The 25,569-nt window shown below is 69.3% G+C and carries 22 protein-coding genes; 7 read left to right on the top strand and 15 right to left on the bottom strand.

Annotated features, from left to right (window positions below):
- Positions 1-113 precede the first annotated feature (113 nt).
- The 3 genes from FHP25_RS33055 to FHP25_RS33045 all read right to left on the bottom strand — a co-directional run bounded on the left by FHP25_RS33055 (position 114) and on the right by FHP25_RS33045 (position 4,108).
- A complete protein-coding gene (locus FHP25_RS33055) occupies positions 114-1,109 on the bottom strand; it encodes an NAD(P)H-dependent flavin oxidoreductase (protein WP_147851262.1) in 996 nt (331 codons plus the stop codon).
- A gap of 126 nt (positions 1,110-1,235) precedes the next feature.
- Positions 1,236-2,663 carry a carotenoid oxygenase family protein gene (locus FHP25_RS33050; RefSeq protein ID WP_147851261.1) on the bottom strand — a complete coding sequence of 476 codons (1,428 nt, stop codon included), beginning with the start codon at positions 2,661-2,663 and terminating at the stop codon, positions 1,236-1,238.
- A 143-nt stretch (positions 2,664-2,806) separates the two neighbouring features.
- The gene (locus FHP25_RS33045) at positions 2,807-4,108 is read right to left on the bottom strand and encodes an MFS transporter (RefSeq protein ID WP_147851260.1); all 1,302 of its coding nucleotides are present in this window, start codon (positions 4,106-4,108) and stop codon (positions 2,807-2,809) included.
- Positions 4,109-4,286: 178 nt separating this feature from the next.
- Here FHP25_RS33045 and FHP25_RS33040 point away from each other — a divergent pair, with 178 nt between their 5' ends.
- From FHP25_RS33040 to FHP25_RS33020, 5 genes are all read left to right on the top strand, one after another.
- Positions 4,287-5,066: an alpha/beta fold hydrolase gene (locus FHP25_RS33040; RefSeq protein WP_218578779.1), complete on the top strand. Its 780-nt coding sequence runs from the start codon at positions 4,287-4,289 to the stop codon at positions 5,064-5,066.
- A 14-nt stretch (positions 5,067-5,080) separates the two neighbouring features.
- A complete protein-coding gene (locus FHP25_RS33035) occupies positions 5,081-6,349 on the top strand; it encodes an acyl-CoA dehydrogenase family protein (RefSeq protein ID WP_218578778.1) in 1,269 nt (422 codons plus the stop codon).
- Between the two features lie 112 nt (positions 6,350-6,461).
- The gene (locus FHP25_RS33030) at positions 6,462-7,970 is read left to right on the top strand and encodes a class I adenylate-forming enzyme family protein (RefSeq protein ID WP_147851258.1); all 1,509 of its coding nucleotides are present in this window, start codon (positions 6,462-6,464) and stop codon (positions 7,968-7,970) included.
- Positions 7,971-8,127: 157 nt separating this feature from the next.
- Positions 8,128-9,219, top strand: coding sequence for an NAD/NADP-dependent octopine/nopaline dehydrogenase family protein (locus FHP25_RS33025; protein ID WP_147851274.1), 1,092 nt, complete (start codon positions 8,128-8,130; stop codon positions 9,217-9,219).
- Positions 9,219-10,205, top strand: coding sequence for a 3-hydroxybutyryl-CoA dehydrogenase (locus FHP25_RS33020; RefSeq protein WP_408068562.1), 987 nt, complete (start codon positions 9,219-9,221; stop codon positions 10,203-10,205). The genes FHP25_RS33025 and FHP25_RS33020 overlap by 1 nt, the downstream gene beginning before the upstream one ends.
- Before the next feature lie 235 nt (positions 10,206-10,440).
- On the opposite strand, the gene FHP25_RS33015 is transcribed toward FHP25_RS33020, so the two are convergent.
- From FHP25_RS33015 to FHP25_RS32975, 9 genes are all read right to left on the bottom strand, one after another.
- Complete coding sequence (locus tag FHP25_RS33015) at positions 10,441-11,487, bottom strand: M29 family metallopeptidase (RefSeq protein WP_147851256.1); 1,047 nt, start codon at positions 11,485-11,487, stop codon at positions 10,441-10,443.
- Between the two features lie 72 nt (positions 11,488-11,559).
- On the bottom strand, positions 11,560-12,336 hold the full coding sequence (locus FHP25_RS33010) for an ABC transporter permease (protein WP_147851255.1): 777 nt from the start codon (positions 12,334-12,336) through the stop codon (positions 11,560-11,562).
- On the bottom strand, positions 12,333-13,109 hold the full coding sequence (locus FHP25_RS33005) for an ABC transporter permease (RefSeq protein ID WP_147851254.1): 777 nt from the start codon (positions 13,107-13,109) through the stop codon (positions 12,333-12,335). Before FHP25_RS33005 ends, FHP25_RS33010 begins: the two co-directional genes overlap by 4 nt.
- Positions 13,106-13,879 carry an ABC transporter ATP-binding protein gene (locus tag FHP25_RS33000; protein ID WP_147851253.1) on the bottom strand — a complete coding sequence of 258 codons (774 nt, stop codon included), beginning with the start codon at positions 13,877-13,879 and terminating at the stop codon, positions 13,106-13,108. The genes FHP25_RS33005 and FHP25_RS33000 overlap by 4 nt, the downstream gene beginning before the upstream one ends.
- 14 nt (positions 13,880-13,893) lie before the next feature.
- The gene (locus FHP25_RS32995) at positions 13,894-14,871 is read right to left on the bottom strand and encodes an ABC transporter substrate-binding protein (protein ID WP_147851252.1); all 978 of its coding nucleotides are present in this window, start codon (positions 14,869-14,871) and stop codon (positions 13,894-13,896) included.
- 245 nt (positions 14,872-15,116) lie between these two features.
- Complete coding sequence (locus tag FHP25_RS32990) at positions 15,117-15,605, bottom strand: GNAT family N-acetyltransferase (protein ID WP_147851251.1); 489 nt, start codon at positions 15,603-15,605, stop codon at positions 15,117-15,119.
- Positions 15,602-16,873 carry a serine hydrolase domain-containing protein gene (locus FHP25_RS32985; protein WP_218578772.1) on the bottom strand — a complete coding sequence of 424 codons (1,272 nt, stop codon included), beginning with the start codon at positions 16,871-16,873 and terminating at the stop codon, positions 15,602-15,604. The genes FHP25_RS32990 and FHP25_RS32985 overlap by 4 nt, the downstream gene beginning before the upstream one ends.
- Positions 16,870-17,532: an alpha/beta hydrolase gene (locus FHP25_RS32980; RefSeq protein ID WP_147851250.1), complete on the bottom strand. Its 663-nt coding sequence runs from the start codon at positions 17,530-17,532 to the stop codon at positions 16,870-16,872. Before FHP25_RS32980 ends, FHP25_RS32985 begins: the two co-directional genes overlap by 4 nt.
- A gap of 67 nt (positions 17,533-17,599) precedes the next feature.
- Positions 17,600-18,433, bottom strand: coding sequence for a DNA-3-methyladenine glycosylase family protein (locus FHP25_RS32975; protein WP_178133970.1), 834 nt, complete (start codon positions 18,431-18,433; stop codon positions 17,600-17,602).
- 132 nt (positions 18,434-18,565) lie between these two features.
- Between FHP25_RS32975 and gluQRS the strand changes: the two genes are divergently transcribed.
- Positions 18,566-19,405, top strand: a complete 840-nt coding sequence (gene gluQRS, locus FHP25_RS32970) for a tRNA glutamyl-Q(34) synthetase GluQRS (RefSeq protein ID WP_231712568.1) — start codon at positions 18,566-18,568, stop codon at positions 19,403-19,405.
- A gap of 173 nt (positions 19,406-19,578) precedes the next feature.
- Here gluQRS and FHP25_RS32965 read toward each other — a convergent pair whose 3' ends face one another.
- Genes FHP25_RS32965 through FHP25_RS32955 form a run of 3 tightly spaced genes read right to left on the bottom strand, consistent with a single transcriptional unit; the run spans position 19,579 to position 23,835 of the window.
- Positions 19,579-21,000 (bottom strand): amidase, encoded by a 1,422-nt coding sequence (locus tag FHP25_RS32965; protein WP_147851247.1) that lies wholly within the window; start codon positions 20,998-21,000, stop codon positions 19,579-19,581.
- 20 nt (positions 21,001-21,020) lie between these two features.
- Complete coding sequence (locus tag FHP25_RS32960; protein WP_231712565.1) at positions 21,021-22,427, bottom strand: amidase; 1,407 nt, start codon at positions 22,425-22,427, stop codon at positions 21,021-21,023.
- A 25-nt stretch (positions 22,428-22,452) separates the two neighbouring features.
- Positions 22,453-23,835: a tetratricopeptide repeat protein gene (locus tag FHP25_RS32955; RefSeq protein WP_147851245.1), complete on the bottom strand. Its 1,383-nt coding sequence runs from the start codon at positions 23,833-23,835 to the stop codon at positions 22,453-22,455.
- A 196-nt stretch (positions 23,836-24,031) separates the two neighbouring features.
- On the opposite strand from FHP25_RS32955, the gene FHP25_RS32950 reads away from it, so the two are divergent.
- A complete protein-coding gene (locus FHP25_RS32950) occupies positions 24,032-25,528 on the top strand; it encodes a CoA-acylating methylmalonate-semialdehyde dehydrogenase (protein ID WP_147851244.1) in 1,497 nt (498 codons plus the stop codon).
- Positions 25,529-25,569: the final 41 nt, after the last annotated feature.

The following is a 25,569-nucleotide window of genomic DNA, read 5'->3' as shown; positions in this document are numbered from 1 at the left end:
ACGTAGCTTGCATGGCGTGCGCCCGAACTCCGCTTCTTGCTCCTGAATCGAGCCTCCGGGCCTGCGGCCCGGAGACATATGGGTTCGTCGAGGTGTTCCGGGTGCCGGCGCGGTCACTCCGCCGCCAGCCGCGTCGGCACCGGCTGATCGGCGAGCAGCGCCGCGCGCGCCTGCTCGTATTCCTGCGCCAGCCGGTCGACGATCTCGGCTGCCGGCGGCGCATCGTGGATCTGCCCCACGCCCTGGCCGGCGCCCCAGATGTCGCGCCACGCCTTGGCCTTGGTGTTGCCGCCGGAGCCGAAGTTCATCTTCGACTTGTCGGCCTCCGGCAGGTTCTCCGGGTCGAGGCCGGCGGCGGCGACGCTGCGGCTGAGGTAGTTGCCGTGCACGCCGGTGAAGAGGTTGGTGTAGATGATCTCCTCGCCGGCGCTGTCGATGATGCACTGCTTGTTGGCGTCGGTGGCGTTGGCCTCGGCCGAGGCGGTGAAGCGGGTGCCGATATAGGCGAGGTCGGCGCCTACCGCCTGCGCCGCCAGGACCGAGGCGCCGTTGGCGATCGAGCCCGACAGCAGGATGCAGCCGTCGTAGAACTGGCGCACTTCCGGCACCAGCGCGAAGGGCGACAGACGGCCGGCATGGCCGCCGGCGCCGGCGCAGACCAGGATCAGGCCATCGACGCCGGCCTGCAGCGCGCGCTTGGCGTGCTTGATGTTGATCACGTCATGGAACACCAGGCCGCCATAGCTATGGGCCGAGGCCACGACTTCATCGGGCGCGCGCAGCGAGGTGATCTGGACCGGCACCTTGTACTTGGCGCACAGCTCGACGTCATGCATCAGCCGATCGTTGGAGCTGTGCACGATCTGGTTCACCGCGAAGGGCGCCACGATCTTGTCGGGGTGCTTGTCCTGGTGCTCGGCGAGCTCGCTGGTGATGCGCTTGAGCCAGTCTTCCAGCACCGGCGCCGGTCGCGCGTTCAGCGCCGGGAAGGAGCCGATGATGCCGGCCTTGCACTGCTCGATGACGAGGTTGGGGTTGGACACGATGAACAGCGGTGCGCCGACAACCGGGATGCGCAGCTTGCCACGAAGCTTGGCGGGCAGGGCCATGGACGACTCTCCAGCGGAAAGGACAACAGGTGCGGGAAACGTTCTACGCTCGACAGGACGGCTCGACTGCCGCATGCCGATACGACGGGCGGGATTGATCGCCGTCGCATCGGCCTGCGGAACTCCCTATAGCGGACCCGGCCGCCAGTTGCCGTGGAAGCCGGCCGGAACGCGGTGTGACAGGTGCGCCGTCGCCACCGGTCCGGCGCTGACATTGGCGGCGTCGAGAACCACCAGATCACTGCGGTTCTCGGCGCCGCGATACACGACCGCCAGAAGCCAGCCGTCGCCTTCGGGCGCATCGTCGCGGCGCGGCACGAAGATCGGCTCGCCCGCGACGTCGATCGGGCCCGGATCCCAGATCTGGCTGCGGCCGGTGGCGAGGTCGACATGCACGATGCCGTTGCGCGAGGCGCGCGGGTTCTGCGGATCGGTGACGTTGCCGCCCTGCATGTAGCCGTGGCGGTAGGGCAGCATCGCGAAGCGCTCGTCCAGGCGCGGGAACTCGCCGACATGCTCCGACAGCGGCGCTTCCTTGTAGGTGTCGCTGTTGCCGTTCAGGTCGAAGGTCCAGCGCACCAGCGTGGCCGACGGCGTCTTGTCGCTCGACGGCGAGCCGTCCGGCCGCGGGAAGAGCGGCGCGACCGGATATTTCATCATGTCGCACACCACCTTGCCGTCCTCGGTGTCGAAGGCGTTCATGGGGTGGAAGACGTAGCAGGGATCACCTGTGAACCAGCGGATGTCGCTGCTCACATCGCCGTCGCGCATCATGATGCCGATATGGGTGCCCTTGTCGGGCTCCCAGGCAAAGGGCGGCGCGCCCTTCATGGCGCGTTCCATCGAGCCGGTGAGCGGGAAGATGGGGAAGATCACGTGCCGGCGCGTCACGACGAAGTCGTGCACCATGCTGGGATAGGGGCCCTGGAAGAAATCGCAGCGCCGCATGCGGCCGTCGCGGTCGACCACCTGATAGCTGAGATCCGGGGTGAAGCGGCCCTTTGCGGCGTAGCCGAACTGCACCATCTCGCCGCTGACCGGGTCGATCTTCGGGTGCGCGGTGACGGGCCCGGCAAGCTTGCCGTCGAAGGTGTGATAGCCCTTCGACGCCAGCCCCCTGGGTTCCATCTCGTAGGGCGCGTGCGCCTCCTCCAACGCCAGCAGGCGGCCGCCGTGCCAGACGATGTTGGTGTTGGCGATGGTCGAGCCCAGCGCCACGACGCGCGGGTCGCTGTAGCGCGGATTGCCGAAGGCGCCCGACAGGCCTTCGCCCTCCTGGTTCTCGAGCTGCCACTTGGGCGTGCGCACCCAGCGATTGAGGTAGGCGACGCGACCGTTCTCGATGTGGAAGGCATGCACCATGCCGTCGCCGCTGAACCAGTGGTAGGGTCCGCGCGGCGCGAATTGCGGGTTGGGGCCGTTGCGATACAGCGAGCCGCAGATCGCCTTGGGCATCTCGCCGCTGATCGGCAGGTTGGGTGCGTCGCATTCCATGTGCAGCGGCGCGTAGAAGCCCTGCAGGAAGGGCTCGTCGGTCGGAAATGCCTTGGCCATAGGGCCTCCCAGGTCCAGCGATGTCGAGATTTTTAAGGGTAACGCTGTGTATTTATCCGACCCTATGCTGTTTCCCCGCTGAGCGCAAGGGCCAAATCCCGGGTGTGCGTCGCGAAGTCCTGTCGCGCCGCCGCCTGCTGCGATCAGTCGGCGGCAGCGGGCGCCGGCACGGCGAGCGAGGCGGCCGGGGCTTCCGAATAGCGGCGGAAGTAGGTGTGGCCCCAGGCGCCGGCCAGGAAGATGAACAGGCCGCAGCCCAGCACCGTGACCGTCGGGCCCAGCAGCTCGAACAGCCAGGTCGCGAGCAGGCTGGCCACCAGCTGCGAGCCCGCCATCAGGGCCAGGCGCAGGCGCCAGACGCGCGCGATGTCGGGACCGTCGAACACCGTCTGGGTGCGCGTGATCAGCGGGATGAAGAACAGCGGTCCGCCGCTGCCGGCGATGACCGCCGCCAGCATCATGGCCGGCAGCAGCGCGCCTGGCGGGACCACCCACATGGCCAGCGCCATCAGCACGAAGCCGCCGCCCATGGCGATGTAGCCCAGATACATGGTCGACAGGGGGCGGCGCAGCCGCACGTTGCCCACGACCAGGTTGGAGCAGACATCGCCCAGCCCGTATGCGCCCATCACCAGGCCGTAGGCCGCCAGGTCCTGGATGCCGAGGAAGGTCGGCTGGTAGCTCTTCACCAGCAGCGCGACGCCCAGCAGCAGCGTGGCCATCCACGGTCCGTTCACGATCGAGTTGCTCAGCACCAGGATCGCCATGACGCGGTTGCTGCGCAGTAGGCGGAAGCCGGCGGTCAGGCCCTCGACGGCGCCGCGCCAGCCGCCGCGCGACGGCTCGGTGCGCCTGTCAGGACCGGCCAGCCGCGCGCGCGTGCTGTAGATCCCGGCCGCGGCGGCGAGGAAGCCGCAGGCCGTAACCGACAGGAACTGGATCACGGGGATGAAATGCACCAGCAGCGCCGCCACCGCCGGGCCGGCCAGGCGCGCCAGGCGCCATGTCGCATCGAACAGGCCGTTGATCGATTGCAGCATGGTGCGGTCTTTGACGAGCGTCGGCACGGTCGATTGCAGCGCCGGCGCAAAGAAGGTGCGCAAGCCCGACACGCCGACCGCGGCGATCACGAGCGCCGCCAGCGATACGCCCGAGACATAGGCGACCACCATCGGCATCAGCACCACCAGCGCCGCCAGGATGTTGACCATCACCATGGTGCGCTCGGGTCGCCAGCGATCGGCGATGGCACCGCTGGTCAGCCCGACGATCAGCATGGTGGCGTACTGCGCCGCGGTCAGCAGGCCGGCGAGGTTGCCGGCGATGTCGACGGCCAGCCAGATGATGGCGACGCGGAACAGATCCTCGCCGATGGTCGAGGCGGCAAGCCCTGACCACACGGTGGCGATGGCGCGGTCCTGCAGAGGCTGGAAGACGGGAAGCATGACGGCGGCATCTGATCCGATCTGCCGTCGCGAGAGTAGGCCGCTTATCGGAATGCTGGATTGCGCACGAACCGCGGCGGCCCAGAGCGATGACTCGGCTGGACATCGCCCGGCATTCCGCCCGATTGTTGCACTGGTTTCCGTTGGTCACCGGCATCCGCGCGACAGGAGAGGCTGTGTGAGCACGACAGAAGAAGGTCGCTTGCCTGCCGTGGTCTTCGTGCACGGCATCGGCGGCTCGGCACGTATCTGGTCGCCGCAGCGCGAGGCGTTCGCGGCAGCCGGCTTGCATCCGGTTGCCGTCGATCTGCCCGGCTACGGCGCTCGCGCGCCCGTCGCCGCGATGGACTTCGACGGGCTCGCATCCGATCTCGAGGCCACGGTGGCGCGCCTGGGCCTCGACCGGCCGGTGCTGATCGGCCACTCGATAGGGGGCATGGTCGCGCAAGCGGCCTTGCGGCGCCGGCCGGCGGGCTACCGTTCCGTGGTGCTGTGCTGCACGAGCCCGGCGTTCGGCAACCAGGCCGGTGAATTCCAGAAGGCGTTCGTTGCCGCCCGCCTGGGGCCGCTCGATGCCGGCGCCGCCATGGCGTCGCTGGCGGCGTCGATGGTCGACGGCCTGATGGGCCCCAGCCCGGACCCGGCCGGCCGCGCCTTCGCCATCGAGGTGATGTCGGCCGTGCCGGTGCCGACCTACCGTGCTGCGCTGCAATGCCTCGTCGCCTTCGACGAGCGCGCCAACCTGCCTGCCATCCGCGTGCCTGTCCTGTGCCTGGCCGGCGAGCACGACCGCACGGCGCCGGCACCGGTGATGGAACGCATGGCGGCGAAGATCCCCGGCGCGCGTTTCGTTTGCCTTGCAGGCGTCGGTCATCTGGCCAACCTCGAGGCGCCAGCCGCCTTCGATGCGGCTGTCCTGGGATTCCTGCGTGACGTGTTGTCGCCGCAAACATCCTGAGCGGAGTTGGTTCGATGCATGCTGCCGATAGCGACACACACGATGCGCCGATGTTCGCGCCGGACGCATTCCGGCTGACGCCGGCGCAGGCCGAGCTGATCGCCGGCGCGCGGCGCTTCGGCAGACGCGTGCTGGCGCCGCGTGCAGCGCAGCATGACCGCGACGCGACATTCCCGATCGAGAATTTCCGCGACATGCATCGCGAGGGCCTGCTGGCCATCTGCGTGCCGAAGGCCGATGGCGGCCTGGGCGCCGACTACCAGACCTATTGCCTCGCGGCTGCCGAGCTGGGGCGTTTCTGCGGTGCGACGGCGCTGTCCTGGAACATGCACGTGGCATCGACGCTGTGGCCCGGCGCGCTCGCCGACGATCTGCCGATGAGCGACGAGGATCGCGCCGCGCATGCGCGCCGCCGCCGGCTGCATTACCGCCGCGTCGTCGAGCACGGCGCCCTCTACGCCCAGCCGTTCTCCGAGGAGGGCGGCACGGCCGCCGCCGGCGCCAGCGCGTTCGGAACCGAGGCGCACCCGGTGGACGGCGGCTTCATCGTCAGCGGCAAGAAGATCTTCGCTTCGCTGTCGGGTGCCGCCGACTACTACGGGATCCTGTGCACAGCACGCGCCGAGGGCGAGGGCGCCAGCCGGCGCAACACCCTGTTCCTGGCGGTTCCGGCCAGGGCGCCGGGCGTCGAGGTCGTCGGCGACTGGGACCCGCTGGGCATGCGCGGCACGGTCTCGCGCACGCTGCTGCTGAAGGACGTCTTCGTGCCGGAAGACGAGATGCTGATGCCGCGCGGCGTCTACTTTCAGGCCGCGACGCGCTGGCCGCACATGTTCCTGACCTTGACGCCGACCTATATGGGCCTGGCGCAGGCGGCCTGTGATTTCACCATCGCCTATCTGCGCGGCGAGGTTGCCGGCATGCCGCCGGTGAAACGCCGCATGATCGCGACCAAGCAGATCGCGGTTGCCGAGATCCGCATCATGCTGGAGCAGACCAAGGCGCTCTGGTTCCAGGCCATCAGCGAGGCGCGCGCGAACCCGGCCAAGGAGCAGGTGCTGCGCGCCTACGCCGCCCAGCACACGGTGATGGAGAGCGCCAACGCGATCGCGGCCAAGGCGATCCGCATCTGCGGCGGTCACGCCATGCTCAAGCGCTTCCCCCTGGAGCGGATCTACCGCGACAGCCGCTGCGGCTCGGTCATGCTGCCGTGGACGGCCGAGATCTGCCTCGAGCGGATCGGCCGCGAGGCGCTGTACGAGCCGGGCGAAACGGATGGGTGATCCAGTCATGTCATTCCGAGCGCAGCGAGGAATCTCCCGTGGGCAGAGGCTCCCGTCGCGGGAGATCCCTCGCGGCGCTCGGGATGACGAGTCAGATCGCTGAGACGACACCATGGACCTCGCGGATCTCATCGATCGCAATGCCGCCTTCACGCCGGGCAAGGCCGCGATCCGCTTCGAAGCGCAGACGCTGACCTATGCCGGCTTCGCGGCGCGCATCGCGGCGGCGGCGCGGGCGCTGAAATCGCAGCTCGGGGTCGGCCGCGGCGATCGGGTCGCGATCCTGGCGGCCAATCATCCCGACTACCTCGTGCTGCTCTATGCCTGCGCCCGGCTGGGCGCGATGCTGGTGCCGCTGAACTGGCGGCTCGCCGTCGCCGAGCAGATGTTCATCCTGTCCGACGCGGCCGTGAAGGTGCTCGTGGTCGAGGACGCCTTCGCCGCCGTCGTGGCGCCGCTGGCGCAGTCGCGGCCCGATATCCGGGTCGTCGGCATCGATTGCCGTCCGGCGGGGACATCGCTCGACGACCTGCTGGGCAGGGGCAGCGGCGATGGCCGCAACCCGCATGTCGATCTCACCTGTCCCCTGCTGATCGTCTACACCTCGGGCACCACCGGCCGGCCGAAGGGGGCCGTGCTGCGCCAGGAAGCGCTGGTGTGGAATGCCGCCATGAGCCAGCATGCCAGTGGCCTTGCCGCCAGCGATCATGTGCTGACGGTGCTGCCGTTGTTCCATGTCGGCGGGCTCAACATCCAGACCACGCCGGCGCTGCAGGCCGGCGCCACCGTGACCCTGCATGCGCGGTTCACGCCCGACGCGACGCTGGCGGCATTCGACGCGCCTCAGTCTCCCACCCTCGTGACGCTCGTGCCGTCGACGATCCAGGCCCTGGTCGAGCATCCGCGATGGCGGCAGACCGATCTCTCGCGTCTGCGCGCGCTCACGACCGGCTCGACCATCGTGCCGCAGCCCCTGATCGATGCCGTGATGGCGCGCGGCGTGCCGGTGCTGCAGGTCTACGGCTCGACCGAGACCTGCCCGGTCGCGATCTATACCCGGCTCGGCGGCGACCTGGGCCGTGGCAACTCGACCGGCCTGCCCGGCCTCTACTGCGAGGCGCGCGTGGTCGACGACGACGGCCGCGAGGTGCAGCGCGGCACCGCCGGCGAGGTCATCGTGCGCGGCCCCAATGTGTTCCATGAGTATTGGGGCAACGCCGCGGCGACCGCCGAGGCGCTGCGCGAAGGCTGGTACCATACCGGCGACATCGCGACGCGCGATGCCGACGGCTACTTCCATATCCACGACCGCAAGAAGAACGTCATCATATCAGGCGGCGAGAACATCTATCCGGCCGAGATCGAGCGCGTGCTGGGCGACCATCCGGCGGTCGCCGAGGCGGCGGTGATCGGCCGCCCCGACCCGCGATGGCAGGAGGTGCCGGTCGCCTATGTCGTGCTGCGCGCCGGCGCGTCAGCCGACGCCGCGGCCCTGGCGCGGCATGTCGGCGACCACCTCGCCCGCTTCAAGCTGCCGCGCGATTTCGTCTTCGTCGACAGCCTGCCGCGCACGGCGCTGGGCAAGGTGCAACATTTCCGCTTGAGGGAGCTGCTGGGATGATGCACTGCCGTCTCGGAACCGCGCGTCGTCGGCTCTGGAGTAGTCTTCATGGTGAGCTTGTCGAACCATGAAGGCGTCGCACGAGCATAGGTGCGTCCCGCTTCATGGTTCGACAAGCTCACCATGAAGCGGTCAACCTCGGGGACCGTGTGAGATGATGCGTATAGCTGTATTGGGTGGCGGCAACGGCTCGTTCGCGGCAGCGGGCGATCTGGTGCTGGCCGGTCACGAGGTTCGCCTGTGGCGGCGCGATGCCGCTGCCGTCGCCGCGCATCGCGCGGCCGGCGGCCGCATCGTGGTGAAGGACTTCAACGGGCGGCACGAGGTGGCGGTGGCGCTGGTCACCGCCGACATGGCCCAGGCCGTGCGCGATGCGGTGCTGATCCTGTGTCCGGCGCCGGCAACGGCGCAGGCCGACATCGCCCGGGCGCTGGCGCCGCATCTCGCCGACGGTCAGGTCGTGTTCCTGCCGCCCGGCACCTTCGGGTCGCTGATCTTCGCCAAGGCGACGCGCGCGGCCGGCAACACCGCCGACGCCGCTTTTGCCGAGACCGGCACGCTGCCGTGGCTGACGCGCAAGCACGGACCGTTCGAGCCGGCCATCACGGTCCGTGCCCGACGCCTGCCGACCGGCGTCTTTCCGCTCACGCGCAAGGATCACGCGCTGGCGGTGATCTCGGCTGCGTTTCCGGACGTGATCGAGGATTGCGGCGATGCGCTCTCCGGGGCGCTGATGAATGCCGGCCCGATCATCCATCCGCCGCTGATCACCATGAATGCCGGTCCGCTGGAGCACTTCGAACGCTGGGACATCCACAAGGAGGGCACGCAGCCGGCGATCCGGCGCGTGACGGACGCGCTCGATGCCGAGCGCATCGCGGTGCGTGTCGCGCTCGGCTATGGCGCGCCCCATTTCCCGCTCGCCAACCACTATGCCCGCGACGGCGAGGAATGGATGTATGGCCGCGGCTCGCATGGCCGCCTCACCGACTCGGGCGACTGGCGCGAGCACATCGTGCTGACGGCGCATCGCTACATGCTGGAGGATACACGCATCGGCCTCTCGTTCCTGGTCTCGGTCGGCGCGCTGGCCGGCATCGAGACGCCGCTGGCGCGCGCCTTCGCCGCCATCGGCGGCGCCGTCTGCGGCGCTGACTTCATCGCCGGCGGCCGGACACTGGCCAGCCTGGGCTTGGGCGACCTGGATCGCGACGGCCTGCAGCTTCTGCTGCGCGAGGGCTTCAGGTGATGCCGCGCGCCGCCGTCGCCTGCCTGGGCGCGGGCCGCATGGGCCGCGGCATCGCCGTGGCCTTCGCCTATGCCGGCCATGACGTGACGCTTGTCGACCTCAAGCCGCGGCCGGCGCCTTCCTTCGCCGCGCTGGCACAGGCGGCGCTCGACGAGGTGCGCGGCACGCTGCGCACACTGGCGCAGCTCGGGCTGTTCGCCGAGAGCGCCGTCGACGCCATCGCGGCGCGCGTGCACGTCGTGCCGGAGGCCGAGGCAGGGCCGGCACTGTCGGCGGCTGCCGTCGTCTTCGAGGGCGTTCCGGAGGTGGTCGACCTCAAGCGCGAGGTGCTGGCGCGTGCCAGCCGGCTGGCCGGACCGGATCCGATCATCGCCTCCACGACATCGACCATCCTGGTCGACGACCTGTCGGCGGCGGTCGAGCACCCGCAGCGCTTCCTCAACGCCCATTGGCTCAACCCGGCCTACCTCGTGCCCCTGATCGAGCTGTCGCCGGGCGAACGAACGGACGCGGCCGTGACCGCCAGGCTGCGCGCCCTGCTCGAGGGCATCGGCAAGGTCCCGGTCGTGTGCGCGCCGCGGCCGGGCTACATCGTGCCGCGCATCCAGGCGCTGGCCATGAACGAGGCCGCACGGATGGTCGAGGAGGGCGTCGCCAGCGCCGAGGAGATCGACAAGGCGATCAAGTACGGCTTCGGCTTCCGCTTCGCCGTGCTGGGCCTGCTGGAGTTCGTCGACTGGGGCGGCGGCGACATCCTCTACTACGCCAGCCGCTACCTGACGCAGGCCCTGGGCAGCGATCGCTATGCGTCACCCGCCATCGTCGAGCGCAACATGAAGGAAGGCCGGCTCGGCTTCACGACCGGCCAAGGCTTCCTCGACTACGGCAAGCTCGACCTCGATGCCCACCGCCGCGAGCGCCTGAGGGCGTTCGTCGCCATGCTTGGCCAGCTCGGGCTCAGCCGGCCGCCGGTGGTGGGCGACTGATTCCTTCTCCCCGCCAGTGCGCTATCGAGTGGAGAACTTACGCGGTGTCATCCTGAGCGAAGCGAAGGATCCTTTGAGACATCCTGCCGCACGGGACTGTCAATGGCACACTGTGCCGAGGGTGCCGGGCCCGTGCGATTCGATGGTCTAAAAGATCCTTCGCTTCGCTCAGGATGACAGCGAGGCTGCCATTACAAGATCAGTCCTCTCCGTAGGGCCTTGCGGAAAAGAGAGTTCAGCCGAACACGTCCTGCAGCACGCCCTCGCGCACGACGACGGTGTTGTCGACCGCGATCGTGGTGCGCATCACCGGGATGTCGAAATGGCCGGCGGTGTAGCGGCCGGCGAACTCGTTGGCGCCTGTCGAGAACAGGAAGTTGCCGGCCACCGCGCGCAGCTCCGTGCCGTTGAAATCACGCTGCCCGTACATGCTGAGCGCTTCGTAGCGCGCGTTGGGATTCATGCCGAAGCCGACATGCGATACGGCATAGGCCTCGCGATCGCCCCAGGCGGCGAGATAGGCGCGCATCATCTCGGCATCGGCGCCCGCGCCCTCGATGTGCGTGACGTAGTCTTTCTCGATCGTGAGCGTGATCGGGGCTTCCAGGTAGCGCTTGAAGGTCAGGTTGACGTCGCCGCGATCCAGGACGAGTTGGCCGTTGACGGCGCCGCTGCCCGGGAAGCTCACGATCATGCCGCCGGGCCAGTGCGAGAGCGTGCCGGGCTTGTCGGTCCAGCCCCAGATGCCGACGGCCGGCGCCCCGGTCATGTCGATGGCGAGGTCGGTGCCGGCGGTGGAACTCACCGTCATCCGCTTCGAGCCGCGCACCATCCTGGCGGCGGCGCGCACGCGCGCCTCGAGCTTGTCGTCGGGCCGCAGGCGCTCCAGCGCTTCCGGATGCTCGTTCGACACATAGAGGACACGCGCGCCTGCTTTGAGGATCTGCGGCGTCTCGGGCGCATGCATCAGGCCTTCCAGCGTGCAGTCGGCGACGAAGCCGGCCTGTCCCAGCGCCGCGACCACCGGCGCCAGCCCGCCGATCGCGACGCTGGCGCCGGTCGAGCGGATCGGCACCGGATAGGGGTTGCGCGGTGTCGGCAGCACGATGTGGAACGGCCGCGCGCCCAGGCGCAGCAGGGCGAGCTCGGCAAGGTGCACGTTGAGCTGCCGTGACTGGGTCTCCGACAGGATGGCGGCGCTGTCGCCCGCCTTGACGCCGCAGCGCGCGAAGGTCTCGCTGAAGGCATCGATCCACTTTCCTTCGATCCGGTCGGAAAGCATGGCCATCTCCAGGTGCGTGGTGCCGGCATGCTACAGGAGAAAGAATCGTCCGTCGCCCATTGTCATCCCGCGTCATTCCGTCGTCTCGGGGAACCCGGCCAGCAGGCGCCGGCGCACGGCGTTGAAGCCGGCATTCAGCAGCAGGCCCAGCAGCGAGATGGTGATCAGCGGCACGAACATGTCGACGGTCTGGAAGCTGCGCGCGGCGCGTACCAGCAGATGGCCCAGGCCGTCCGTCGACGTGATCATCTCGGCCAGGAACACCACGATGCAGGAGATCACCAGCCCGATGCGGCAGCCCGTGAGCACCGACGGCAGCGCCGCCGGCAGGACGACGGTGAGCAGGCAGCGCCAGCGCGAGGCGCCCGCCGCCTGTGCCGACCAGGCGAGCTTGGGCTCGACGGCAGCGGTGCCCTGCGCCGTCGCCAGCAGGATGGGGAAGACGGCGTCGGCCACCACCAGGGCGATCTTGGACGCATCGCCGAAGCCGAGCGTGAGGATGAAGGCCGGATAGAGCGCGATCTTGGGCACCGGCGCCAGCACGCGCACGAGCGGCGTGACCGTGGCCCCGACCCAGCGGCTGGCGGTGACGGCCACGCCGATCGCGATGCCGGCGATGACGGCGATGCCGAAGCCCGCGAACAGGCGCAGCAGCGTGCTCGCCGCATGCTCGAGATAGGCAGGTGAGCTCCATTGCTGCACCAGCCGCGCGGCGACGGCGGAGGGTGCCGGCAGCAGCGATGGCGGCGCCATTCCCGTCGCGGCGAGCACGTGCCAGACGCCGACGATCAGGGCGATCGGCAGCGCGCCGATCAGCACCACGGTCGCGATGCCGGACCGCGCCCTCATGTGGTGCCCGCGATGATCGCGTGCGACGGCGCCGCCCACGCCACCAGCCGGGCGCGCAGGCGCTCGAAGGCGGCATCGAGCACGAAGCCCAGCACGCCGACGATCACGATCATGGCGTAGACCGTGTCGTACTGGGCCATGTCCAGCGCGTTGAACAGGATGTTTCCCAGGCCGGCCTGGCGCGCGATCATCTCGCTGGTGACCATGGTGATCAGCGCCAGCACCAGCCCGGTGCGGCAGCCGACCAGGATTTCGGGCAACGCCGCCGGCAGCACGATACGCACCAGCCGCGAGAGGCCGCCCATGCCCATGGCGGCAGCGGACCACAGCATCTTCTGCTCGACCGCCCGGCTGCCCTGATAGCTGTGATAGATGACCGGCAGGGTGACACCGAGGAAGATCACCAGCGTCTTCGATGCATCGCCGACGCCGAGCCAGAGCATGATGATCGGCATCAGCGCCGCCTTCGGCACCGGATAGATCATCATCAGCAGCGGGTTGAAGAAGGCCGCGACATGCCGGCTGCGGCCCATCGTGAGGCCGATCGGCACCGCGGCCGCCACCCCCAGGACGAACCCGACCGCCATGCGCTGCACCGAAGCGGCGATATCGAGCAGCGCTTCGCCGTCCGTCAGGATCCGCGGGATCTGCGCCAGCGCCCGCGACGCCGGCGGAAAGCCGTCGATGCCGGCAAGCCATGCCGCAAGCTCCCAGGCAGCCAGCAGCCCGGCAGCGGCGATGACGGCGGCCAGCGCCGAGACCGGCCGGGTCATGCCGGCGCGCCGGAATCGGCGCTGTCCATCAGCCGCTCGATGCCCACCACATAGTCCTGGAAGCGGCGGTCGAGCAGCAGTGCGGCGCGGCTGCGCGGCCGCGGCAGGTCGATGGCGATGATCTGCTTGAGGCGGCCGGGCGCGCGGGTCATCGTCACCACCCGGTCGGACAGGAACACCGCCTCCTCGACGCTGTGCGTGACGAACAGCACCGTCTTGCGGTCGCGTTCCCAGATGTCGAGCAGGTCGTTCTGCAGGCGCGTGCGGGTATGGGCATCGAGCGCGCCGAACGGCTCGTCCATCAGCAGGATGCTGGGCCGGTAGGCGAGCGTGCGCGCGATGGCAACACGCTGCTTCATGCCGCCGGAAAGCTCCTTGGGATAGAGGTTCTCGTAGCCGGCGAGGTGCACCATAGCGATCAGCTCGCGCGCCCGCGCCAGCGCCTGCTGCCTGGCGACGCCCTGCCGCTGCAGGCCGTACATGACGTTGCCCAGCACAGTCTTCCACGGAAACAGCGCGAATTCCTGGAACACCGGCCCGCGGTCGGGGCTGGGGCCGGTGACGCGCTGGCCGTTCACCGTCACGGCGCCGGCGGAAGGCGCGACGAAGCCGCCCACGATGTAGAGCAGCGTCGATTTCCCGCAACCCGAGGGCCCGAGGATCGAGACGAACTCGCCGGCCGCGACCGCGAGCGAGATGTCGCAGAGGGCCGGCAAGCGGCGTCTCTTCTCGGTCTCGAAGGTCTTGGAAACCGCTTCGATCGCGATCATTGCCGTGAAGGCGATTATTCCAGCGGCGCGACGATCGTGGGATGCCGGAACGCCGTGGCGTCCAGCTTCTTGGACAGCATGCCGGTTTCGGCATAGATGTCGAGCATGGCCTGGATGCCCTCGAAGTTCGGCTTGGCGCCCGGCTCGCGCGCGAAGTCGTTCGGCTTGAGCAGGTAGGTGTCGAGCACCTGGATCGGCGCCTTGGTCACTTCCGAGACGACCTTCAGCGTCTCGTCGCGGTTGGCCAGCGCCTTGGCCATGCCGGCCGTGAGGTCGCGCACGTAGCGGCGGGCAAGCTCGGGGTTCCTGTCGACGAAGTCCTTCCGGCAGACATCCATGATGTGCACGATGTTCTGCTGCTGGTCGGACAGCGAAAACAGCTTGCGCAGGCCGCCCTTGGCCTCGGCCCGCGCCGCGAACGGCTGGTTCAGCACGCCGACATCGACGCGGCCGCCGCGGATCGCATCCTCCGAGGCCGGGAATCCCGTCTCGACCAGCTTGATGTCCTTCTCTGCATCGACGCCGTGCCGCTTCAGCAGAAGCGCCATCGGGCCATAGATTCCGGAGCCGAACACGTTGATGCCGACGCTGCGGCCCTTCATGTCGGCGACAGTCTTGATCGGCGAGTCGTCCTTCACCGCCCAGTAGACCGAGAAGCTGCCGGGCTTCTCGCCCACATGCTGGGCCACGATGTAGGTCTGCAGGTTGGCCTGGATGGCGCCCTGCGCCATCGACAGCACGCCCTGCGTCGAGCAGTCGAGCGCCCCGGCCGCCATCGCCTGGACCATCGGCGCGGTGCCCTGGAACTGCACCCATTCGACCTTGTAGCTCTTGCCCAGCTCGGGGAACTGGTCGGGCCGCCGCATCATCCAGTATTTCGATTCCTCGGCCGGGATGGTCCAGCCGACCCGGATCGTCGGCTGCGCCGACGCCGTCGATACGCCCAGCAATCCCATGGCCGCAGCCAGCGCCAGCCCCAAGGTCCTGATCATGTCGGCCCTCGCGTGGATTCGATCGCAGCGGCGGTCATCATACGCGAAGGGCTGCGGCCGTCGATAGGACTTGGCCGGCTGGCGCCGGTCACAGGACTTCCTTGTCATCCCAGGGCATTCGCATATGCCCCTACCGTCATCCCGAGCGTAGCGAGGGATCTCCCGCGAATGGCGCACCGTGCGCCTTGCCGCAGGAGATCCCTCGCTACGCTCGGGATGACAGAGCGGTCATCGGCGACCCTGCGTCACGGGACCAGGCGCTTCTCCAGCACCACTTCGTAGGCTTCGAACCCGAACCGGTGGTAGGCGCCCACGGCCGAGGCGTTGGCCGCCAGCGAACCGATGCGCATGCGCCGCAGCCCGGCATCCCGGAAATGGCGCTCGGCTTCGGCGAGCAGCCGGCTGGCCAAGCCTTGGCGCCGCGCCGCCGGCGCGACATAGAGGTCCGACACATAGCCGTAGACGTTGGAGTCCGGCGTCTGGGCGGCGTTGACCTCGCGGGCGACATGGAAGGCGATGCAGCCCAGCCGCTCCTCGCCGCGCGCCGCGACCAGGATGGCGCCGCCCTGGGCGGTGATGGCTGCTTCGATCTGTGTCAGGTAGGCCTCGGCGCAGTCGGCGCCGGGCCGGCGCGAATCGTGCAGCGCGTGCTCGTGGTCGCTGATCCCGGCCATCGCGGTGATCAGCCAGGGCCGGTCCGCCCCGGTCGCACGCCGGATCGTCGCGTCGCTCATCGCAGCCAGACGCCGGCGTCCTTGGAACGATAGCCGAGCGCGCGGTAGGCGGCGTCGACCAGGGCTTGTCCGCGCGCGTTGAGCAGGATGCCGGGGCCCATCTTGCTCATGGTGTAGCCGAACGACAGGCCGCAGGCCGGGTCGGCGAACCCCAGCGAGCCGCCGGCGCCGACATGGCCGAAGGCCGGCGCGCCGAGGATGACGCTGTCGCAGTCCTCGCCCCACAGCGTCGCGCCCATGCTGCGCTTGCGGTTGTCCATCGACTTCATGAAGCCCAGCGCGAAGCGGGTGGGGATGTAGAGGGTGGCGTCGAAATGGGTCGCCATCGATACTTCGCCCATGCGCGCCAAGGTCGTCGCGTCGACCAGCCGCACGCCATTGAGCGCGCCGCCATTGGCCAGCGGCGCGTACATGCCGGCAAGCCCGCGCGCGTTGGTGATGCCGTTGGCGGCGCCGATCTCTGCGGCATGCCCCTCGCGGCTGTTGGCGCCGCCGCTGCGCCAGCGGCCGTTGTTGAAGAAGAACAGCGACGGGATGGATTTCGGCTCCTTGGCCAGCGCCGTCATGAACGGCGTCCTGGCCTCGTTGGCGGCGTAGACATAAGGCACGATCGGCGCCACGCGCGGCTCGATCGCCTCCGGCAGGCCGATCCAGAAATCCAGCCCCAGCGGCCGTGCGATCTCGTCCTGGAAGAAGGCGCCCAGCGACTTGCCCGACACGCGCCGCACGATCTCGCCCACGGTCCAGCCGAAGGTGAAGCCGTGGTAGCCGTTGCGCGTGCCCGGCTCCCAGAACGGCTCCTCGGCCGCCAGGCGCTCGGTCATGTAGGCCCAGTCGTAAGGGCCGTCGGGCTTCACCGCGGCGCGCAGCGCCGGCACCGCCGACGAATGGTCCAGCATCATGCGCGTTGTGACGCGCTCCTTGCCGTGCTGCGCGAACTCCGGCCAGATCTCCGCGACCGGCGCATCGATGTCGAGCTGGCCGCGGCTGGCAAGCACATGGGCGCACAGCGCCGTCGCGCCCTTGGTGCAGGAGAAGATGATCGACACCGTGTCGCGGTCCCAGGCGCGGCCGGCCTTGCCGTCGGCGACCCCGCCCCACAGGTCGAGCTTGATCTCGCCGCCGACCGTCAGGCACGCCGAGGCGCCGAGCTCGCCGCGGCTGCGGAAATTCTCGATGAACTGCTCGGCCACCGGCTCGAAGCCGGCAGCGACCGTGCCGGCCACGGCGACGCCGTCGCCGACCTTCTCGTTGATCATCGTGCTCATGGCGCACGGCCTCCCAGGACGTGTAGCAGGAATCGGGCACAGAGCTGCAGGCCGGTCTGGTCGATGCCGTGGCCGACGCCGCGCGCGACATGCGACTCGACCGGCACGCCACTTGCCTTCAGCGCCTTCTCGGTGCGATCCATCAACTGCACCGGAATCAGCTCGTCGGCATCACCGTGCACCAGCAGCACCGGCGGGCGCGAGCGGATCTCGTCCTGCAGCGACTCCATGCCGGCCAGCACGCCGGAGAAGCCCACGATGCCGGCCACCGGCCGCTCGCGGCGCAGGCCGATGTGCAGCGACATCATCGTGCCCTGGGAGAAGCCGATCAGGGCGGTGTCGGCTTCCGTCAGGCCGTACTCCTGCAGCCTTGCGTCGAGGAACGCCTCGGCGAAGGGTGCCGCGCCGCGCGTGCCGGCGAACATCAGATTCGGGTCGAGCTGCGAGATACCGAACCATTGATAGCCGAACGGGTTGCCGTCGCAGGGATAGGGCGCATTGGGCGCATGGAACACGGCATCGGGCAGCAGCGGCGCCAGCGGCTCGGCCAGCCCGATCAGGTCGGCGCCGTCGGCGCCGTAGCCGTGCAGCAGGATGATCAGCTTCTTGGGCGGCTTGCCGGAGGCCGGCGGATGCGAGGGACCTTCGAGCTCGAACATCGTGCCTCTCTCAAGGGCTCTGCCCGTCATCCCTCGCTGCGCTCGGGATGACGGTGGGGCTGGTTATTCATCGCGCTTTTCCGCCGGGCGCCGCCCGTTGCAGCTGCTTGCGGCGGCTGGCGGCGACGGTGCGCTTCTTGGCGGCGGCTTTCCTGGCTGCCGCGGCCGGTGGCGCCGGCTGCGCCGCGGCCTTAGCCAGGCGCGCCGCCTTGCGCTCCTCGCGGGCCAGCCGCTCGGCCTCGCGTCGCGCCTGGGCCGCGGGGCTGCTGCTGAAATCCGGCATGTTGCGCCGGAAATGCCAAAGGAACAGCGCGGCCACGGTGCGCCATGGCCGCCACGGCTTGCTGAGCTTCAGCAGCCGCTCGGGCTCGGGGCGCTGCCGCAGCTTCAGCAGATGCTGGACCGCCACCAGCAGGCCGAGATCGTTCGCCGGCATGACGTCGGGCCGGCCGAGCGCGAACATCATGTAGATCTCCGCCGTCCAGCGGCCGATGCCCTTGGCCTGGGTCAGCGCCGACACCAGCGACTCGTCGTCCAGCGCCGGCAGGTCCTCGAAGACGATGCGGCCTTCGACCGTGTCCAGCGCCAGGGCGCGCGCGAACTTGACCTTGTTGTTGCTGAGCCCGCAGGCGCGCAGCTCCTCGTCCGACAGCCGCAGCACGTTCTGCGGCGTCACCGGATCGACCGCCGTGGCGACACGGTCCCAGATGCTGCGTGCCGCGAACACCGAGACCTGCTGGCCGATGATCGAGCGCAGCAGCGCGCTGAAGCCTTCCTCGGCCGTGCGCAGCGGCGGATCGCCGTATGTCGCGCGTGCTTCGGCGAAGCGCGGATCGAGCTGCGCCAAGTAGTCCATGCCCTCGCGCAGGCGCGCCTCGTCGAGCCGGAACGGAATGCTCATGCCCGCCGACATAGCACGGGCGAGCCGCCGGTGCTAAGGGGCTGCGGCGCGCAGCGCGCAAGCTGCGTGGTGGACGCATCCAGCGCCATCGAAGAAGATTTCGCGCTGCGTTCGGAATGACGGATGATGCCCCTGCCGTTGATCACCCGCTTCGCCCCCAGCCCGACGGGCTACCTCCACCTCGGGCATGCCTTCTCGGCGCTGACGGCATGGCACCGGGCGCGGGACGCAGGCGGGCGTTTCCTGCTGCGCATCGAGGATATCGACATCCGCCGCTGCAAGCCCGAGTTCGAGGCCGCCATCCTCGACGACCTGGCCTGGCTCGGCCTCGACTGGGACGGCGATGTGCGGCGGCAGTCGGATCATTTCGCCGACTATGGCGCGGCGCTCGACCGCCTGCAGGACATGGGCGTCGTCTATCCCTGCTTCTGCACGCGCGCCGACATCGCGCGCGAGATCGCGGCGGCGCAGAGCGCGCCGCACGGCCCGGATGGCCCGCTCTATCCCGGCACGTGCCGCGGGCTGGCCCCGGCCGAGCGGCGCGCGCGCGTCAAGGCCGGCGCCGAGTTCGCGCTGCGCCTGGACTGCGCCAAGGCCGCCGACCGCGCCGGCCCGTACCGGTTCTTCGAGGAAGGCAGCGGCTGGATCGACGGCGAGCCCGGGCTGCACGGCGATGTCGTGATCGCGCGCAAGGACACCCCGACCAGCTATCACCTCGCCGTCACCGTCGACGATCACCTCCAGGGCGTCACCCTGGTCTCGCGCGGCATCGACCTTCTGCCCGCCACGCACGTGCACGGCCTGCTGCAGCGGCTGCTGGGCTACGAGACGCCGCGCTACGCCCATCATCGGCTGCTGACCGACGCGCAGGGCCGCCGTTTCGCCAAGCGCGACCAGTCCCTGACCCTGCGCGCGCTGCGCGAGGCAGGCGCCGCGACGGCCGATGTGCGAAAGCGCGCGGGGTTCGACTGACTTTTTTCTTCCTCCCCAGCTTTGCTGGGGAGGTGCCCCGAAGGGGCGGAGGGGAGCCGACGTGGTCTCAGCTACATAGACCACGTCGGCTCCCCCTCCGGCCTTTGGCCACCTCCCCCAACTGCGTTGGGGGAGGGTACGCCAGATCCGCAGTGCCTCCGCGGGGGAGGGGGCTACGATCGTGCTGCCATTGGCGGCGGGGCGATCGGCATCTCTTCCTCGAAGGCATGGGCGGCGCGCAGCACGCGGGCATCGGCGTAGAGCGGGCCCACGATCTGCAGGCCGATCGGCAGGCCGGCTTTGGTCGTGCCGCAGGGGATGGTGGCGGCGGGGTGGCGCGTCAGGTTGAACGTGAGCGTGAATGGCGTCCAGCCGATGTCGAGGCCGTCACCGCCCCAGGCTGCCGGCTCGCCGACGTTGAAGGTCGGCATCGGCATCGTCGGCGTCAGCAGCAGGTCGTAGTCCTCGAAGAAGTGATTGAAGATCACGCCCAGCTGCACGCGCTGGTGACCGGCGCGGATATAGGCCTCCAGCGAATGGCGCGAGCCATGCTCGGCGGCGCGCAGCAGCCCGGGATCCATCAAGGCCTGCTTCTCGGGCGGGAAGCTCTTGAGCATGACGCTGAAGTTGCTCGTCCAGTGGACGTTCTCGATGTCGCGCGGATCCAGTCCGCCCAGCTTGGGGCTGGCTTCGACGACCTTGGCGCCGAGCTTCTTGAACATCCTGGCGGCATTGGCCACCGACTTCGCGACTTCCGGATCGATCTTGTCCTTCTCGACAAAGCCGAGGTCGGACGAGTAGGCGATGCGCATGCCCTTCACGCCCTTCTCGAGGCCCTTGAGGTAGTCCTCCGAGTCGTCGGTCGGGATGGCGTACCAGTCGCGCACGTCAGGCCGCGCGATGACATTCATCATCAGCGCCGCATCGCGCACCGTGCGGGTCATCGGGCCGGCGTTCGACAGCGTCCCTTGCGCCGACGGCGGATAGAGCGGCACGCGCGCGAAGGTGGGCTTGAGGCCGAACAGGCCGGTGAAGCTGCAGGGGATCCGCACCGAGCCGGCGCCGTCGGTGCCCATCGCCAGGTTGCCGATGCCCACGGCTTCGGCCGCCGTGCCGCCGCCGGACGAGCCGCCCGGCGTCTTGTGGATGTCCCAGGGATTGCGCGTGATGCCGTACAGCTTGGAATCGGTCACGCCTTTCCAGCCGTATTCCGGCGACGTCGTCTTGCCCAGGAGCACGGCGCCCGCTTGGCGCAGCCGCGCCGTCACGGGGGCGTCGATCTCCCATGGTCCCTCGGGACCGATGGCGGCGCTGCCCATGCGGGTGGGCATGCCGCTTGTCTGGATCATGTCCTTGATCGTGGTCGGCACGCCGTCGAGCGGACCCAGCGGCTTGCCCTTGGCCCAGCGCTTCTCCGACGCCTTGGCCTGCGCGAGCGCGCCGTCGGCATCGACATGCTGCATGCAGTTCAGCACCGGATTGAACGACGCGATGCGGGCCAGGGCGGCCTTGGCCGCCTCGACCGGCGAGGCCTTGCCCTTCTTGAACAGCCGCGCCAGCGCGTGCGCCGGCATCATTGCGAGATCGGCAGCCATGCTTGCTCCCCCTGGTGTCGTTACGCCGGCAATGCAGGCGTCTTGAGCGGCGCCGCCGCCTGATAGTGATGCGCCGCGCGCAGCACCAGCGCGTCACGGTAGTGCCCCGCGGTGATCATCAAGCCGACCGGGAGCCCCGATTTGGTCAGGCCGCAGGGGACGCTGGCCGACGGATGCCGCGACAGGTTGAAATGATGGGTGTAGGGCGACCACTGCGTGTTGGGCGTGCCGTCGGCCAGCGCCGGCGCCATCCGGCCGACATCGAAGGCCGGCACGGCCAGGGTGGGGCAGAGCAGCAGGTCATAGGCCGCGAGGAAGCGGTTCCAGCCCAGCGACAAGGTGCGGCGGTCCGCCATCGCCGCGACGAGGTCGGCCGAGCTGTATTTCGCGCCGTCACGCGCCATCGCCAGCAGCGTCGGATCAAGCAGCGCGTGCTTCTCGGGCGGGAACATCTGCAGCACGCGCTGCACGAAGCACAGCCAATGGATGCCGAAGATCTTGCGGCCGTCGACGCCGCCCAGGTCGGGCGTCGCTTCCTCGACCTCGCATCCCAGCTTCTCGAACGTCCGGGCCGCCTTCGCGACCAGGGCGCCGACCTCCGGGTCGAGATGGTGGTCGCCGAACTTCAGCACCAGGCCGACCTTCAGCTTCTTCACCTTGCCGTCGAGCTTCTTGACGTAGTCGACGTCGTCGGCCGGCAGCGAGGTCGGATCACGCATATCGGGGCGGGCGATGACGTTCATCATCAGCGCGCAATCCTCGACCGTGCGCGTCATCGGCCCGGTGTTGGCGAGATCGCCGTTGACGCTGGGCGGCCAGGCGGCGACCCGCCCGAAGGTCGGCTTGTGCCCGACGATGCCGCAGAAGCTGGCCGGCAGGCGTATCGAGCCGCCGCCGTCGGTGCCGATCGCCAGCGGCCCCAGCCCGGCCACCACGGCGGCGCCGGCGCCGCCCGAGGAGCCGCCTGACGTGCGCTCGAGATCCCAGGGGTTGCGCGTGACGCCGCGCAGCGGGCTCTCGGTCACGCCCTTGTGCCCGTATTCCGGTGACGTCGACTGCGCGAAGATCACCGCGCCTGCCTCGCGCAGCCGCTGCACCGCGGGCGCGTCCTCGGTCCAGGGCTGATGCGGATCGACCGCCTTCGATCCCATCAGGGTCGGCCAGCCCTTGACTCGCACCAGCTCTTTGATCGAGACCGGCACGCCGTCGATCGCCGACAGCGTCTCGCCCTTCTTCCACCGCTTCTCCGATGCCGTGGCGGCCTTCAGCGCCGGCTCGGCGTCGATCAGGCAAAGGGCGTTCAGCCGCGGGTTCACGGTCTCGGCGCGGGCCAGGATCGCCTTCAGCGCTTCGACCGGCGAGGCCTTGCCCTTGCGGTACAAGGCCGCCAGCTCGGCCGCGGTGGCACGGGTGAGGTCGGACGTCACGGGATCTCCTTCGCTCTGGCCCCTGTCAGGTGGCGCGGTAGTGCCGCGCGAGCCGCTCGGCCTGCTGGCGGGCGGTGAGCGCATCCTCGGCCCGGCCCAGCCGCGTGTAGATCGTGGCGAGGTCGCGCTTGGTGTGGGCGATGTTGCCGCGGTCGTGGTCGTTGGCCAGCAGCTCGGCCAGGGCCCGGTCGTTCCATTCCGCCTTGATCAACGCGTCGAGCCACAGCGCGCCGAACAGCGCCCGCTGCGCATGGCTGCCGCCGATCGTCTGCAGGTGGGGCAGGGACTCGCCCAGCAGCTGCGCCGCCATCGCCCAGTCGCCCTTGGCGTGCGCCGCCAGGCCGTGCGCCGCCGGCACCGCCGCCTCGACCCAGGCCGTGCGCTCGAACGGGCGGGCGCGGACGGCGCGATCCTCGAGGCTGGCCAGCATCTCCGTCACGGCGGCATTCTCGCCGGCGCGGGCCAGGCCGTAGAGATACTGCAGGTCCAGGAACGGCGAGAAATGCTCGTGCAGGCGCGGCAGCAGGTAGGCGGCGAGGTCCTGCCAGCGTGCTCCGACATCGACGCCGCGCAGCTCCAGGCGGGCCAGCAGCGAGACGGCGTTGATCTGGTCCTGGCAGAACTCCTTCCACGCGCCCCAGACGCGCTGGTCGTATAGCGCCAGCGCCGCATCGGTGCGCTCGCTGTCGATATGGAACAGCGCCGTGTGCCACCAGTTGTGGGTGTACATGAAGGAATTGCAGGCATCCCAGGTATCGGCCAGCCCTTCCATCCAGGCGATGCCGTCGTCGAGCCGGCCCTGGGTCTCCATCACATGCGCGCCGGCATGGTGCGCCCAGGGGTCGTTGCGGTTGATGGCGACGGCCCGGCGTGCTTCCTCCTCGGCCTCCTCGAGCCGGTTCATCTCCTCCAGCGCGAAGGCCCGCATGCCGTGCACAAAGCCGTTGCCGTCATTGGCCGGCACGATCATGTCGGCGACGCGCAGCATGCCTTCGGCGTCACCCTGGTTGAAGTACAGCAGCTGCGCCAGCTTGGCGGCGAACAGGTCGCGCGGCCAGGCGCGGGCGAGGTCGTCGAACGCGCCCGCCGCGGCGTCCAGCGTGCCGCCGTGCCACGCCGACAGGCCGCGCAGCCAGGTGCGCTCGCGCTCGGTCATGTCGGCGGCGCGGGCTTCGGCCAACGCGATCTGGCCGCCGGCGGCACGGTGCGCGGCCGGGTCGTCCATGGTGATGTTGAGCGCCGCCGCCTGCATCTGCACCAGCGGCACGCCGGTGGCGTGCGCCGCCAGCATCATGAACGGCGCGAAATCCTTGCCGTAGCCGAGCCATTGGCCGAGCACATGGTCGAGGGCCTTGATCGCGCTCGCATCGGCATTGGCGACGGGCAGGCCCTGGGAATCGGTGAGCATGTCGGCTTGATGATATCCTTCCGGACCTGAACCTAACCATGCGCTGCGGCCCAAGTCGAGATCGGGCGGCAGTCCGATGCGAGGGCGCGGCGAAAACGCGCCGTCGCGCCGCTTCCACAGGCCGGTCGCCGCTGCTAGTTTCCGAGCCAATCCAGCGGTTTCGGCCGCCTGTGGCTTGTGTTCTGCGGAGGGAAAGATGGCCAGCCAGATCGGGCATTTCATCAACGGCAAGAACGTTCCCGGCGGCAGCGGCCGTTTCGGCGACGTGTTCAACCCGGCCACCGGCGAGAAGACGGCCCGGGTTGCGCTCGCCAGCGCCGCCGAGGTCGATGCGGCCGTGCAGGTCGCCAAGAACGCCCAGCTCGCCTGGGGCGCCATGCCGCCGCTGCGGCGCGCCCGGGTGATGTTCAAGGTCAAGGACCTGATCGAGAAGCGCCTCGACGACATCGCGCGCCTGCTGACCCTGGAGCACGGCAAGACGTTCGACGACGCCAAGGGCGAGGTCGGCCGCGGCCTGGAGGTGGTGGAGTTCGCCTGCGGCATCGCCCACCATATGCGCGGCGACTACACCGAGCAGATCGCCACCGATATGGACGCCTGGTCGATGCGCCAGCCGCTGGGCGTCGTGGCCGGCATCACGCCGTTCAACTTCCCGATCATGATTCCGTGCTGGATGGGCGCCATGGCCGTGGCCTGCGGCAACGCCTTCATCCTCAAGCCGTCCGAGAAGGATCCCAGCGCGCCGATGCTGCTGACCGAGCTGTTCGCCGAGGCGGGCGTGCCGGCCGGCATCTTCCAGGCCATCAACGGCGACAAGGAAGCCGTCGATGCGCTGCTCACGCATCCCGACGTGCCGGCGATCAGCTTCGTCGGCTCGACCGCCATCGGCCGCTACGTCTACCACACCGGCACACAGCACGATAAGCGCGTGCAGGCGCTGTGCGGCGCCAAGAACCACATGGTGGTGATGCCCGACGCCGACCTCGACCAGACCACCGACGCCCTGATCGGCGCCGGCTACGGCGCCGCCGGCGAGCGCTGCATGGCGATCTCGGTCGCCGTGGCGGTCGGCGACGTGGGTGACAAGCTGATCGAGAAGCTGGTGCCGCGGGTGCAGGCGCTGAAGGTCGGCCCGGGCCTGGATCCGCAGTCGGAGATGGGCCCGCTGGTGACGCGCCAGCACCTCGACAAGGTGAAGGGCTATGTCGACCTGGGCGTCAAGGAAGGCGCCAAGCTGGTGGTCGACGGCCGCGAGCTGAAGCTGCAGGGCTACGAGAACGGCAACTTCATGGGTGGCTGCCTGTTCGACAACGTCACGCCCGACATGACGATCTACAAGGACGAGATCTTCGGGCCGGTGCTGTCGATCGTGCGCGCCAAGGGCTTCGACGATGCCATCAAGCTGGTCAATGACCACGCCTACGGCAACGGCACCGCGATCTTCACCCGCGACGGCGATTCGGCGCGCGCCTTCGCCAACAACGTCAAGATCGGCATGGTCGGCGTCAACGTGCCGATCCCGGTGCCGGTGGCCTATCACTCGTTCGGCGGCTGGAAGGCCTCGGTCTTCGGCGATCACGGCATCTACGGCATGGAAGGCGTGCGCTTCTACACCAAGCTGAAGACCGTGAGCGCCCGCTGGCCGACCGGCATCCGCAGCGGCGCCGAGTTCCACTTCAAGGCGCGGCACTGAGCCTTCACCTCTCCCGCAGGCGGGAGAGGTCGGCGAGCGCG

Origin of the sequence: Vineibacter terrae, assembly GCF_008039615.1 — a bacterium.
GTDB classification, from domain to species: domain Bacteria; phylum Pseudomonadota; class Alphaproteobacteria; order Reyranellales; family Reyranellaceae; genus Vineibacter; species Vineibacter terrae.
This window is presented reverse-complemented; position numbering and strand designations above follow the sequence as displayed.